The organism is Leifsonia sp. L25 (genome assembly GCF_050632895.1).
Map to the genome: position 1 here is coordinate 1,047,589 of NZ_JBODRZ010000003.1, position 13,334 is coordinate 1,060,922.

At 64.7% G+C, this 13,334-nt stretch carries 12 protein-coding genes; all 12 read left to right on the forward strand.

The window, feature by feature from the left end:
- Positions 1–74: 74 nt before the first annotated feature.
- The 12 genes from ACRAWC_RS08920 (at position 75) to istB (ending at position 12,812) form a co-directional block, all read left to right on the forward strand.
- Positions 75–1,292, forward strand: a complete 1,218-nt coding sequence (locus tag ACRAWC_RS08920) for an ROK family protein (protein WP_431349403.1) — start codon at positions 75–77, stop codon at positions 1,290–1,292.
- A 132-nt stretch (positions 1,293–1,424) separates the two neighbouring features.
- Positions 1,425–2,354 (forward strand): BadF/BadG/BcrA/BcrD ATPase family protein, encoded by a 930-nt coding sequence (locus ACRAWC_RS08925; RefSeq protein ID WP_431349404.1) that lies wholly within the window; start codon positions 1,425–1,427, stop codon positions 2,352–2,354.
- The gene (locus tag ACRAWC_RS08930; protein ID WP_431347402.1) at positions 2,351–3,643 is read left to right on the forward strand and encodes an ABC transporter substrate-binding protein; all 1,293 of its coding nucleotides are present in this window, start codon (positions 2,351–2,353) and stop codon (positions 3,641–3,643) included. Before ACRAWC_RS08925 ends, ACRAWC_RS08930 begins: the two co-directional genes overlap by 4 nt.
- Before the next feature lie 14 nt (positions 3,644–3,657).
- Positions 3,658–4,608 (forward strand): carbohydrate ABC transporter permease, encoded by a 951-nt coding sequence (locus tag ACRAWC_RS08935; RefSeq protein ID WP_431347403.1) that lies wholly within the window; start codon positions 3,658–3,660, stop codon positions 4,606–4,608.
- On the forward strand, positions 4,605–5,450 hold the full coding sequence (locus ACRAWC_RS08940) for a carbohydrate ABC transporter permease (protein WP_431347404.1): 846 nt from the start codon (positions 4,605–4,607) through the stop codon (positions 5,448–5,450). The genes ACRAWC_RS08935 and ACRAWC_RS08940 overlap by 4 nt, the downstream gene beginning before the upstream one ends.
- A 37-nt stretch (positions 5,451–5,487) precedes the next feature.
- Positions 5,488–6,528 carry an SIS domain-containing protein gene (locus ACRAWC_RS08945; protein ID WP_431347405.1) on the forward strand — a complete coding sequence of 347 codons (1,041 nt, stop codon included), beginning with the start codon at positions 5,488–5,490 and terminating at the stop codon, positions 6,526–6,528.
- A gap of 43 nt (positions 6,529–6,571) precedes the next feature.
- Complete coding sequence (locus ACRAWC_RS08950) at positions 6,572–7,618, forward strand: SIS domain-containing protein (RefSeq protein WP_431347406.1); 1,047 nt, start codon at positions 6,572–6,574, stop codon at positions 7,616–7,618.
- Positions 7,615–8,529: an ROK family protein gene (locus tag ACRAWC_RS08955; protein ID WP_431347407.1), complete on the forward strand. Its 915-nt coding sequence runs from the start codon at positions 7,615–7,617 to the stop codon at positions 8,527–8,529. Before ACRAWC_RS08950 ends, ACRAWC_RS08955 begins: the two co-directional genes overlap by 4 nt.
- 636 nt (positions 8,530–9,165) lie before the next feature.
- Positions 9,166–9,546, forward strand: coding sequence for a hypothetical protein (locus tag ACRAWC_RS08960; protein WP_431347408.1), 381 nt, complete (start codon positions 9,166–9,168; stop codon positions 9,544–9,546).
- 94 nt (positions 9,547–9,640) lie between these two features.
- Complete coding sequence (locus ACRAWC_RS08965) at positions 9,641–9,913, forward strand: hypothetical protein (protein WP_431347409.1); 273 nt, start codon at positions 9,641–9,643, stop codon at positions 9,911–9,913.
- Positions 9,914–10,812: 899 nt separating this feature from the next.
- Positions 10,813–12,033 (forward strand): IS21 family transposase, encoded by a 1,221-nt coding sequence (gene istA / locus ACRAWC_RS08970; protein ID WP_407792084.1) that lies wholly within the window; start codon positions 10,813–10,815, stop codon positions 12,031–12,033.
- Entirely contained in the window at positions 12,030–12,812 is a 783-nt protein-coding gene (istB, locus tag ACRAWC_RS08975; protein ID WP_407792078.1) for an IS21-like element helper ATPase IstB, read from the forward strand. The genes istA and istB overlap by 4 nt, the downstream gene beginning before the upstream one ends.
- Positions 12,813–13,334 lie beyond the last annotated feature (522 nt).

A 13,334-nucleotide genomic window follows, 5' to 3' on the forward strand; every position in this document is an offset into this window, starting at 1 on the left:
ATATCTTCCTAACTGGCTATCATTACCCTGTGGTCTCCTGACGCAAGGAGCTGTATCCGACGAACGGGGGCGTGATGGCGGCGAGAAGACGCGGCGTTGCGACCACCAGCACGCTCGCCCGGGTCAATCAGACGTCGATCATCGAAGCGCTGAAGAGCTCCGGCGCCCTCTCCAGACAGCAGATCGGCGCGATGACGGGGCTGAGCCCGGCCACAGTGAACCGGTTGACCGCCGACCTTCTCGATAAGGGAATAGTGGCGAACGCTGGCGTCGAGCCCTCCACAGGAGGGCGGCCCTCCATCCTTCTCCGTTTCGCCGGCGGCACCCGGGTCGTGGTTGCCGTTCAATTGCGTGCGCAAGGCGCAACCGGAGCCCTGGTCGACCTCGACGGCAAGATCGTGTTCCGCCGCGAAGTGAGTTTCGGGGCGAGCAACCGACGCCGGGCCCAAGCCGACGCCCCGGAAGGCCAGCCGGACTCGCTGCGGCTCACGACTGAGCTGGTCGAGTTCCTGGTCGAGACCGCACGGGGGATGGCCACGCCCTGCGTGGCCATTGGCGTCGCCGTCCCGGGAGTCATCCAGGGCGCAGGTGGCGCGGTCGGCCGCATGCCCGAACTGGGCTGGGACGGCTTGGAACTCGGCGCCTACCTGCGATCCCGCACCACGCTTCCCGTGGTCGTCGAGAACGACGCGAACTCGCTCGCTTACGGGGAGTCGACTCGCGGCGCGGGCCAGGGACTCTCCAGCCTGGTCGCCCTCGTACTCGAGAACGGCCTGGGCTCAGGGATAGTGACCAACGGACAGCTCCATCGGGGAGCCAATGGCGAAGCGGGTGAGATCGGCTACTTGCTCATGGAACGCGCGTCGTTCAAGCGCTCGTATTCGGACATCGGCGACCTTGAAGACAGGATCGGCTCCGTCGCCCTCACACGGACCGCCCGTGATCGCGGGATAGAGTTCCCCGCTGGCACGCTGGTCACTGCTGAGGACATCTTCCAGCGTGCACGAGAAGGGGATGCTGCGGCCGCGGAACTCGCCGAAGAGGTCCTTGACATGGTCGCGATCGCCATGGCGGCGATCGTCATCATCCTCGATCCCCAATTGGTGGTCGTCGGCAGCAATTTCGTTGGCAGTGCGGAGACGGTCATCCCTGCCATCCAACAGCGGCTCAGTGGCCGCATCATGACCGTGCCGCCCATGATCGCCGCCACTCACCGGGTCGACGCTGTTTTGCTCGGCGTTGCGGAGCTCGCCGCGAGCGAAGTCAACGGGTTCGCATACGTCGCGTACTGATTGGCCCCTCGTACGGCCCGTCCGCGCGAAACTTGACTTCCCGTACCGCGTTATTTACAGTGGCTTATTATCACTCCGATAAGAAACAATCCTTTATCGGGAGTTCGTTCCACGACGGTGACTGGAGGCGACGTGTTCGTCGGAATAGATATCGGTGGGACCAAGACGCATGTCTTGGCTGCCGACGGCGACGATGTCGTTCTCGACCGCGTGCTCCCCACGAGGGAGTGGCAGCACAACGGCCTGCTGGACGATGAACGCAGCGTAGAAAGCCTTCTCTCCACCTTCGCGGCTCTGGGTGACTCGTCGCATTCCGCGGTCGTCATCGGGGCGCACGGGTTGGACACCAGGGCGCAAGTACGCGACTTCGAAAGGGCCCTTCGCGGACAGCACCGGGGACCCATCCGCGCAGTGAACGACGTTGAACTCCTCGGGCCCGCGGCCGGGTTCACGGAAGCCATCGCAGTGGTCGCGGGAACAGGGTCCAAGATCGTGGCTCACGCCGCTGACGGATCGATGATCACGGCGGGTGGCTATGGGCATCTTCTCGGGGACCCTGGGAGCGCCGCGGCTCTGGCGCGAGAAGGCATGCGCGCAGTGCTCGACGCGCGCGACGCGGGTGCCGAGCCGGACGTGCTCGCGCAGCAGTTGATGCGACACTTCTCGGTCGCCGATGTCGAGGCTGCGGCCAACTCCTTCGCCGAGGACTCGCGGCTGGCGGCCTGGGCGTCGATGGCCCCGATGGTTTTCCGTGCCGCCGATCACGGGTCCACGCTCGCAGAAGTCGTCATTGATGACGCAGCGCGCGAACTGGCGCGAAGCGTCGCGAATGTCGTCGCGCGGGGCGCTGTCTCCTCGGACGTGGTCTGCGCGGGTGGAGTCATCACCAACCAGCCGCGGCTGTACGACGCGTTCTCGCGCCATGTCGGCGCGCTCACTCCTGATCTCACGGTCCACCTGCTGGACGTCCCCCCCGTTGCTGGAGCTCTTGCGCTTGCGCGCAACAGCGACGGTTCGCACCATCACCTAACCCTGCACCAAGAATCAAGGAGGATTTCATGAAAACCCGGAATCGCCGAATGCGCGCGCTCGCAGCGCTGGGCGTCGTCGCGGCCACGTCGTTGGCTCTTTCCGCTTGCAGCATCACCGGCGCCTCGTCATCCAAGGCCCTCGATAGCGGCGCCACCGGCACGATCAATGTCCTCCTGATGAAACAGGCCGGTTACTCGGAAAGCGATGTCGCTTCCATGGTCAAGGACTTCGAAGCAAAGAACCCCAAGATCACGGTGAAGACCACGTTCGTGGCCTACGAGGCGCTGCACGACAAGATCGTCACGTCGGCGCCGGCTGGGACCTACGATGCTGTCGCGACAGACGTGATCTGGCCCGCCGAGTTCGCCACGAAGGGGATCGTCGCCGACCTCACCAGCAAGTTCCCTTCAAGCTGGAAGAAGACGATGCTCGGGGGCGCCCTGAACACAAGCGAGTACAAGGGGAAGTACTACGGCGTGCCGTGGGGACCCTCCACGAAACTCTTCTTCTTCAATAAGGACATGCTGGCGAAGGTCGGGGCCACCCAGGACGACGTCAAGACGTGGGACGGTGTCCTGGCGGTAGCCAAGAAGATCAAGGATGCCGGCATCGTGAAGTATCCGCTTGCGTGGAGCTGGTCTCAGGCCGAGGCGCTAGTGTGCGACTACGCTCAGCTGCTCGGCGCGTGGGGCGGCACCTTCACCGACGCGAAGGGCAAGCTCGCGATCAACAAGGGGGCGGGCGTCGAGGCCCTCACCTGGATGAAGAAGTCGATCGACGAGGGTCTCAGCGACCCCGCCTCGACCACCTTCCTCGAAGACGACACTGACAAGTCGATGGCATCCGGCAAGACGGCCATGGAACTGAACTGGGAGTCCACCTTCCGCGACCTGAACGACCCCACGATCTCCACGATCGTCGGTAAGGCCGGAGTCATGCAGACGCCCGCGGGGCCATCCGGCAAGAACCCGGGTGTCAACGGTTCGATGGCTTTGTCCATCGGGGCGAAGTCGAAGCACCCTGCTGCCGCATGGAAGTTCATCGAGTACGTCACCAGCGAGGCCGTCCAGGAGAAGTTCGTCCAGAGCAACTCCAGCGACTGGAAGGCGAGTTACTCGAAGCCGAGCGTGATCGCGACGAACCCGGAGGTCGTTAAGGCGGCCGCCACCGCGTACGACTCGATGATCCCTCGCCCTCAGATGCCGAACTACAACACGGTTTCGCAAGCACTGCAGGTCGAAATCCAGAACGCCCTTCTCGGCAAGAAGACGCCGCAGCAGGCAATGGATGACGCCGTCAACGCCGCGAACAACGGCTAAGAAAGTACAACCTTATGTCTGTTGCCAGCGTCGAAACTGAGCCGGTCCGGTCCCCGCAGAAGGCCCCGATCGGCAAGCGGAAACGGGAGAAGCAGGGCAGGCTCGCTTTCTGGCTGCTTCTCCCGGCCGGAGTGGCGGTCTTCGGGGTGATCGTGTACCCGATCCTCCGGACTCTGTTCATCTCGTTCTTCCAGGTCGATTCGGCGCTGGCAACCGACACCCCGTTCGTCGGGTTCGCCAACTATGTGCACGTTCTCGGCAGTTCTTCCTTCTGGGCGTCGATCGGGCGGACCCTGTACTTCACGCTAGTGTCCACCGCCCTCGAGCTCTTCTTCGGGCTCATCGTGGCGGGCCTGCTCAACGCGAAGCTCCGCGCACGGTGGCTCTTCCGGGCGATCGTGATCATCCCCTGGGCGATCCCCACTATCGTCAATGCGGCGATGTGGAAGGGCATCTTCAACGCCCAGTACGGCGCACTCAACGCCCTGCTGAGTCAGCTGGGACTGATCCAGCAGTATCAGGCGTGGCTCGGCGACCCCAACCTCGCGCTCAACATGGTCATCATCGCCGACGTTTGGAAGAACACGTCGCTCGTGGCGTTCTTCCTCCTCGCTGGCCTCACCGCGATCCCAGGAGAACTCTACGAGAGCGCGAAGATGGACCGCGCGAGCTGGCCGCGCATCTTCCGGTCCATCGTGCTGCCGATGCTGGTTCCATCGATCTCGATCGTGCTGGTCCTGCGGACGGTCGAAGCGTTCAAGGTGTTCGACATCATCTACGCCATGACCCGCGGCGGCCCGGTCAACGGCACCCAGACGGTGGCGTATTACGCGTACACGACCGCCTTCTCCGATCAGAACTTCGGTGTGGGATCGGCCCTGTCGTACATCATCGTGCTCGTGATCCTGGCGCTCACGGCCATCTATCTCCGACTCCTCCGCCGTTCAGAAATGAGTCTCCTGTGAAGCGCGCGACCCGGAATTCGCTCCTCATCCACCTCGCTGCCGGGGGCGTCGCGGTCGTGATCCTCGCGCCGTTCGCCTGGATGGTGATCGCGAGTGTCTCGCCGCAGAGCATGCTGATCGCGGTACCGTTGAAATGGATTCCGGACCAGCTCTACTTCAACCGGTACGTCCAGATCTTCGCCGGTGCCGACAACGCAGCGCAGACCTTCCGTGCGGCGCTGGGGAACTCGGTGATCGTCGCCGTCGGTACCGTCGCGATCTCGATCATCGTCGGAATCCTCGGCGCCTACGCGTTCGCCCGGCTACGGTTCCGCGGACGCAAAGCCACGCTCATGGTGTTCCTCGCGAGCTACATGCTTCCTCAGATCGCCCTGTTGATCCCCCTCTACCTGATCCTCAACTCGCTCGGGTTGCTCGACACCGTCACCGGGCTGATCATTGTGGATTGCGCTCTCGTCGTCCCCTTCGTCCTCTGGATCCTCAGCAACTACTTCCTGACGATCCCTGAAGAGCTCGAGGAGGCGGCGCGCATTGACGGCACGACAAGGCTCGGCGCCCTCTTCCGGGTCGTGATCCCTGCTGCGCGGCCCGGGATCTTCGCAGCCATCATGTTCGCCTTCCTCCTCGCGTGGGACGAATTCATGTACGCACTGATCTTCACGTCTTCGGATGCCGCAAAGACGCTGCCCGTTGCGATCAGCGAGTTCGCCGGCCGTTACACGACCGACTTCGGTCTCGTGGCCGCCGGTGGCATCCTCGCCGCCCTGCCACCCATCCTGGTCGGCGTCGTGTTCCAGCGGTACGTCGTCAGCGGCATGTCCGCAGGCGCTGTCAAAGGCTGAGCCGTCGCCGTCACAACCAACACCTAGGAAGCACACCATGCACAAGATCCCCTTCATCCAGGCCGTTCGGAGTCAGCCTGAAGCTCTCAGCCTCGCGCTGGCTTCGTTGCGGAAGTCGCTCGATGCCGGCCCGATCGCACCCCTTCAGCCCAGCGAGACTGTCGGCGTCATCGCCATGGGTGCATCCGGCCATGCCGCGCATGCGTTCGTCGCGGTCTTGGCCGAAGCCGGTGTGCGCTGCGTCAACCTGACGGCGTCGGATCTCGAGCTGGCCGCACCGGGATACCAGCCCGCAGACCACTATCTGGTCGTCTCCGAATCAGGCCAGAGCCCGGAGCCGATCGCCGCAGCCCGCGCGCTGTCGGCCGGACGCAGGCTCGGTCTCACCAATGACGCCGACGCGCCGTTGAAGGAGGTCATCGATGGAACCCTCTTCCTCGGGGGATTCGACGACTCTCCTGTGTACACCGCCGGTTTCACGGCCACGCTGCTGGCGTTCGGGATCTGGGCGGAACGTCACGGCGTGGGGACGGGCGAAGACTTCGACGCGATTCCGGCTCTGGTGGAGGGCGCGCTCGCCGAGTTCCCGCGCCTGGCCGCCGAGGTTGGCGTGCTTGCTGCTGCCGCACCCGCGATCGACTGTGTCGGTCGTGGTGTGTCCTTCTCCTCCGCGGCCGAAACCGCGCTCATGTTCCGCGAGGGATTGAGGACGCCGAGCGGGGCCTACGAGACGTACCAGTACCTCCACGGACCCATGGAAGCGATGTCGGAGGGCGACCTGGTCGTTATCTTCGGTGACGGTCGAGAACTGAGCATTCCTGGGTCGGTCCTCGACGCCGGGGTGAAGGTGGTTCTCGTGACGTCGGCGCCGGAATCGAGCATTCCGGCAGCCGGGCATCCGGGCCTGACCATCGTTCCCATCGCTGCGGAACTGGGCGGCTTCAGCCGGGCGGTGGTCGAGGTCGTCTTCGCCCAGCTGGTTCTGGCTGCGTCGGTCGAGCACAAGTCGTTCCCGATCGAGGACTTCCTGTACCACCAGGACGACACGAAACTGAACCGTCTCACCGCCGCGGAATGAAAGCGCAGCACGAGCAGAGCGACCGCGTCATGAAAGGGCGACGATGAGCACACCTTCGACATCGAGCGGGTTCGAAGCGGACATCAGGGAGCAGCCTGACGCCTTGCGCCGGCTCGCGGCCGCGGAGATGCCAGGCGAGCTGCGTTCCCTGGCGTCGCGTGGTTGGGATCGCATCGTGTTCACCGGGATGGGCTCTTCGTACTTTGCCGGGATGCCGACGTCGCGGGAACTCGCCGCTTCCGGACGTCCGACCTGGTGCGTCGACGCGAGCACTCTCTTGGATACCCCCGGGCTTCTGACCCCGCGAACTCTCGTGGTCGCGACGTCCCAGTCCGGGGCCAGCGGAGAGATCGTGGAGCTGCTCGACCGACGGCCATCCGGAGCCGTAACAGCAGCGGCCGTCATCGGCATCACGGACGACGAAACCAGCCCGCTCGCGAAGAATGCCGACCTGTTCCTCCCCTTGAACAGTGGCGCAGAGGCGACGGTCAGCACAAAGAGCTACCTGAACACGCTTGGCGTGCACCGCTTGCTTACGGCGGCATTCACCGGAGAGGAGGAGAGCGCGGTTCGCGAGGAGATCGACGCCATGGCAGACGCCGTCGCATCAGCCATAGCCGCACCCTCCTTCGGTGAGATCGCGGCGCGGCTGGTCGCAGCTCCTGATCGCCGGATAGCAATGGTGGGTTGGGCAGACGACGCGACGACGGCGTTATACAGCGCACTGATCGTGAAGGAGTCCTCGAAGCTCGCAGCCGAGGGCTTCGCGGGCGGCGCATTCCGGCATGGTCCTTACGAGCTCGCCGGTGAGGGCCTCCTCGCAGTGCTTTTCTCGGCCGCCGCTCCGACCGTGGACCGTCGGCTCCATGCGCTCGCGTCTGACCTGGTGGACTCCGGAGCGGCTGTCGTGATCGTCGGTGGCGAGGCCCCCGACGGGGCTATCAGTATCGGGTTGCGCGGTCGGACCACCGTCGAGGGGTTGGCGACCGGAGCCGTGGCGGCCGAGCTGATCGCTGTGGACCTTTCCCACGCCAACGGGGTGACTCCCGGCTCGTTCGCCTACGGCAGCAAGGTGACCACCGCCCTGTGAGCAGCTTCGTGGTCGGAATCGACCTCGGGGGCACCGGTACCCGATTCGCCCGCATGGACCCAGAAGGGACGGTGCTTGATCGGTTCGTCGTCGCAACGCCGCATACCGGCGGGGCCGAGGAAGCCCTGACCTTCTTCCGGAACGCATTCGAACGTCTCGCCGACGGGAGGCTCGCGGCCCGAGATCAATCCGCTCTCAGAGCGATCGGAATCGGCGCGAGCGGGCCGATAGACAGCTCAGGAGTCATTCGTAACCCGGATACGCTGCCGGCATTCTCTAACTTCGACCTCACCCCACTGTTGCGCGACGCATTCGGCGTGCCGAGCGTCATAGAGAACGACGCGGTGGTTGCCGCGCTGGCCGAGGATTCGCGCGGCGCGGCTCGCGGTTCGGCGAACTTATTGCACGTCACGCTTGGCACCGGGATCGGTGTCGCAATGATCGTCGACGGTTCGCCGGTGCGAGGCGCGGACGGAATCCATCCCGAGGCGGGCCACCTCACGGTCAGGGGCGACGCGCCCTGCTATTGCGGCCGGGCCGCGTGCTGGGAGCAAGTCGCCTCGCGGCGCGCTCTTCAGCGGGCCGCCGAGCGGGTGACGGGCCGGACCGCGGTGGAAGCGATCGATAGCTTGGCCGCTGCAGCTCATACGCCGGACGCTCGACGTGTCTTTCAGCACTATGGAGCGCGGTTAGGGGAGGGTCTTGCAACACTGATCGAGCTTTACCGCCCCAGCCTCGTGGTTCTCGGCGGGTCCGCAGCACGTATGCTACCCCACTTCGGTTCCGCGCTCGACGCCTCCCTTGCGGAAACGGCGGGCCGTATGCTCGACTTCCGGGTGGCACCGACAGAACTCGACGATTTCGGGGGAGCGATCGGTGCGGGTCTCACCGCCGCCCGCCTATTGCGCTAGTACGCCGATCGTCGTCCAGGGCATCGATGGCAACAGCAACCGCCCGGTCGGCCCCGCGGGGTCGCCGTTGCGGCGACGGCGAGCCCGCTGCTGTTACCGAAGCTTGAGACAGAACTGTCGCCGCTTGAGGCATCACAAGTATTCCTACCCGGTATGCGGGGCCACGATGCGACCAAGGGGCGCCACTGCGCCGGCACCATTTAGTTGGCGACCGGCGGCTACAAGCAGACGGTTAGTGCGCTGCTTGACAGAATTCTAATTCTGCATACTGTCTAGGCTGGTTGCTGTCTATTTTGACTGCAGCGTCGCTGGCTGTGCTTAGGCCTGGTCAGTGAGGGCCCTGGGCATTCGGGTTGCCTGGGGTCCGCCACCTGTCCTTGGGGCCGCTGTCCCTGCCCGAATCTGAGGTGGAACATTGTCGGCTGTGCTGTGTCCTCGCTGCCGATCGCGGATGAGACGGTTTCGCAATTGGTTCTACGGTGTGGGGCTTGCCGTGCATGAGTACGTATACGATTGCCCGGAGTGCGGATATGTGCTGTTCGCACCTCGACCGGCCGTGCCCGTCGAGGAAGAACAAGAAGAAGCGCCCCCCGCCAGCCGTCGACTTGGGAGGCTGCTGCGAAGGATCACCCGCAAGTGAAAGACCAACCCAGTCGCAGGCGTGGCGCTGCGCCGATCAGGCACACTGCCCGGTTCTCCGATGCCGGGGTTTGGCTGTGGGAAGTCGAGCGTGCGCTTCGCCGCCCTGAGGCGGCGCACTGGATGGCTCTTCACGGGATCGATGCCGAACTGATTATGACGGTGGCAGAGATAGATGCGTCAGCAGCCAACGCCAGAGGCATTACGGTGCTCACGCTGCCGGAGTTGGCTGAGCGCGCCGGGGTCAGTCGTCGGCAGGCGGCGAAAGCGCGACTTGTGCTAGTCGAGGCCGGATTGCAGAGCCTGGGCGAACATCCTGCCAAGCGCGGAGCGACGTATCGGATGTTGCACGAACCGAACGAGCAGGCCCTGGCGTGACTGGAAACAGCGCTTCTGGGACCGTGATCGTACACGCGGGCGAATGCGCGCGCCAGGTTGCACTGGGTAGCGCGCGAAGGAATGGCGCGAAAGGATGGATGCGTTGAGCCGGTATGTCTTCCATATTGCTGGTCGGCGGCTCGTGGTCGCCGAGTACGAGGCAACCAAGGCTCGTCTCCTGGATGCCATACGTGCTGGAGGCGAGTTCGTTGATCTTGGGTCACTCGAATTGTTCGTCGGACCGGCAAGTACGATCGTTATCGAGCCAGTGGACTCGGATGGGCAGAACGAAACCGCACCGGTTGCGGGTGCCGGCGGCTGGGAGGCGGCATTCTATGTCGGCGAACTGGACGGCTGGGACGGATAGCTCCTTCGGGCTGTATGCCACCGGGCCGACGGACGCGGGGATGTCCGGTTCTGACGAGTAATATTCGTTGCAACCGCCCATGCCGGTGCGCAGATCGACCGAACGGCCACGAGTCCGCAAAATTCGGCTGCTTCAATCCTCCAAGGTTGCCCGTTTCCTATAGCGGGGGGACGCCAACTCGGCATCATTTCGGATGAGTACATCTGAAGGCCATGCAAGGACTTCCTCCCGAACCCCGTTGATCGGCGACGTCGTGTTGGCGCCACTCGGTCCTCGAGATCTTTCGGTACCTCTTCGACGCCCTAAGGCAGCTCGCCGCCGTCCGGGCCGGTACCTACCTGCGCCGCGTAGCCAAGCCGCTCAGTGTCCACGATTCCCTCTCCGATGATCGCCGAGGATCGGTGCAGTCCAACCATTCGCTCGTTCATCGTGCGGCCGAGCCCGAGGGTGCCCCCGAGCTCATCTAAAGTCGGCTCTTCGCCCAGGCTTCTTCCTCAGATCCTGTCTCGTTGCCACCGGTCCGCTGCCACTGGTTCCGGGTGCGCCGCCAGCGGGCCATGATGACCCGATCCGGTCCAGAGGGCAACTGTGATGCGCCATCGCGCTTTGCCCGCAAAGCGGTCAGCACCCTCGTCGGCATGCGCCTGAGCTGCAGCGAAAAGGGGCGTGTTGGCCGCAGACTGCCAGCTTGTCCCGATCGGCGTAGAGGAGCCGGCTGCATACTTCTGGCACCAAATATCCCGCCAACGAAAGGTGGTCGCTCAAGAGTTGGTGCCCGGGGAGGCTCACTCAAAGATGTTCCTCGTTCGTTTTGCAGCCCGTGTCGGCGCTCGTTAGGAATTGAGCAGAAACGCTCGTGAGGAATTGAGCACCTGATCCAGATTGGACGGGTGATCACCTTGGAGCATTGGGCCTTGATTCGGCGGCTGCACTTGGCAGAGGGAGTGCCGAAGGCGCAGATCGCCAGACAGCTCGGGCTGTCGCGGAACACGGTGGCGAGGGCGTTGGCCTCGCCAGCGCCGCCGACCTATCAGCAGCCGCCGAGACCGTCGGCGTTCGACGAGCTCGAGCCGCGGGTCCGGTCGCTGCTGGCCGAGTTCCCGACGATGCCGGCGACGGTGATCGCCGAACGAGTCGGTTGGGCAGGGTCGCCGTCGTGGTTCCGGAAACGGGTCGCCCTGCTGCGGCCGGAGTATTCACCGAAGGACCCAGCCGACCGGCTGGACTACTCCCCGGGCGACCAGGTCCAGTGCGATCTCTGGTTCCCGCCAGCGCGGATTCCGACTGGGACCGGCCAATGGGCGTCCTTCCCGGTGCTGGTGATGGTCGCCTCGTATTCACGGTTCATCACCGCCCGGATGCTACCCACCCGCAAGACACCGGACCTGCTGGCCGGCATGTGGTCGCTGCTGAGTGGGCAGCTGGGCGCCGTTCCCCGACGACTGATCTGGGATAACGAGGCCGGCATTGGCCGCCGCAACCATCTCGCGGAGGGCGTCACCGGGTTCTGCGGGACGCTGGCCACTCGGATTGTTCAGCTCAAGCCCTTCGATCCGGAGTCCAAGGGCATCGTCGAACGAGCGAACCAGTTCCTGGAGACCTCGTTCATGCCTGGCCGCCAGTTCGAGCACCCCGACGACTTCAACGCCCAGCTGGCGACCTGGCTGACCAGAGCGAATCAACGAACGGTCCGATCGCTCCAGACCCGGCCGACTCAGCTGATCGAGCTGGACCGGAGGTCGATGCTGGCGTTGCCGCCGTTGGACCCGCAGGCCGGGTTCCGCAACCGGATCCGGGTCGGCCGGGACTACTACACGCCCGTGCTCGGCAATGACTACTCCGTCGACCCGGCGGCGATCGATCGGATGGTCGATGTCAGCGCCGACTTGGAGCGGGTCCAAGCGCGTCTCGCCGGTCGGCTGGTCGCCGACCATCCCCGCAGCTGGGGACGCGCCGGACGGATCACCGACCCCGAACACGTCAGCAGCGCCGGCCGGCTGCGGGTCGCGTTCCAGCAACCGTGGCCGAAGACGATCGAGGATGCCGGGATCCTGCGGGATCTGGCCGACTACGACGCCTTCTTCGGCATCACCCTCGACCAGGAAGAGCACACCGCATGACTAGCACCGCGATCAAGCAGATCGACCATCTCGCCCGGGCGCTGAAGGCGCCGCGCATCCAGGAGCACGCTGCCCGGCTGGCCGAGCAGGCCCGCGACGCCGGGTGGTCCCACGAGGAATACTTAGCTGCCGTCCTGGATCGGGAGGTTTCGGCCCGGGACTCCTCCGGATCGGATCTGCGGATCCGGGCGGCCGGGTTCCCCGCCCGCAAGACGATCGAGGACTACGTGTTCGATCACCAACCCGCGCTGAAGCGCGACACGATCTTGCACCTGGCCGGCGGGGCTTTTCTCGCGGGCGGGCAGAACGTCGTCCTGATCGGTCCGCCCGGGACTGGCAAGACACACCTGGCGATCGCGCTCGGGATCAGAGCCGCCCACCTGGGTCACCGGGTTCTGTTCGGCACCGCAACCGAATGGGTAACCCGCCTGCAAGCCGCCCACACGGTTGGCAAGCTCGGCGCTGAGCTGGCCAAGCTGCGCCGTTACGGGCTGATCATCGTCGACGAGGTCGGCTACATCCCGATCGAGCAAGACGCCGCGAACCTGTTCTTCCAACTCGTCTCATCCCGTTACGAACACGCGTCGTTGATCCTGACCAGCAACATGCCCTTCGCCCGCTGGGGCGACGTCTTCTCCGACCAAGTCGTCGCCGCGGCCATGATCGACCGCATCGTCCACCACGCCGAAGTCGTCACACTGAAGGGCTCCAGCTATCGACTCCGAAACACCGAGATCGAGACGCTACCCTCCGTCCGCGCCGAAAACGCGGCAAACTAACCACACAACGAAGTGCTCAATTCCTCACGAGCGAAAGTGCTCAATTCCTGACGAGCGCTGACAGCCCGGGACGCTGCCGATGACTTGACCTGGTTCGGAGGATGGCGATGCTGCCGCCGCTGAGGTTAGTCAACCGCCACCCTGGCAAACTATCCCCCTTCTGAGCGTCGATCACGATGAGCCGGAAATATCGGACGGGCTGCGCCCCGACCGTGTACCTCGAACGGGGCCTTGCGCTGGCGCCGAGCCGTGCGGGATTCTAATTTCAGACCGTGGTTCCCCCGACTACGGTTGCTCGGCACACGGACACATCCCCAGCCGAGGCATGCTTCGCCTATTCGGGTTAGGCGAAGCCCCGTGGGGCTCCAGCGGCTTACCTGTGAGCAACTGGAGCCCCGCGGTGAACGCGGAACCCGCCAACAAAATGCCGAGGCATCAGTGGGCACGGAGCGCAAGAGAGCTCGCAACCGCGCCGCGCATGAGCACCGTTGCATGCAATGCGGAACGCAGTTGCGCCAACTG

What these genes read in the sequence shown, in the direction of transcription:
- ACRAWC_RS08935 (WP_431347403.1), top strand. Translation starts at nt 3,658, where the DNA reads ATGTCTGTTGCCAGCGTCGAAACTGAGCCGGTCCGGTCCCCGCAGAAG.
- ACRAWC_RS08930 (WP_431347402.1), top strand. Translation starts at nt 2,351, where the DNA reads ATGAAAACCCGGAATCGCCGAATGCGCGCGCTCGCAGCGCTGGGCGTC.
- ACRAWC_RS08965 (WP_431347409.1), top strand. Translation starts at nt 9,641, where the DNA reads ATGGATGCGTTGAGCCGGTATGTCTTCCATATTGCTGGTCGGCGGCTC.
- ACRAWC_RS08945 (WP_431347405.1), top strand. Translation starts at nt 5,488, where the DNA reads ATGCACAAGATCCCCTTCATCCAGGCCGTTCGGAGTCAGCCTGAAGCT.
- istB (WP_407792078.1), top strand. Translation starts at nt 12,030, where the DNA reads ATGACTAGCACCGCGATCAAGCAGATCGACCATCTCGCCCGGGCGCTG.
- ACRAWC_RS08950 (WP_431347406.1), top strand. Translation starts at nt 6,572, where the DNA reads ATGAGCACACCTTCGACATCGAGCGGGTTCGAAGCGGACATCAGGGAG.
- ACRAWC_RS08920 (WP_431349403.1), top strand. Translation starts at nt 75, where the DNA reads ATGGCGGCGAGAAGACGCGGCGTTGCGACCACCAGCACGCTCGCCCGG.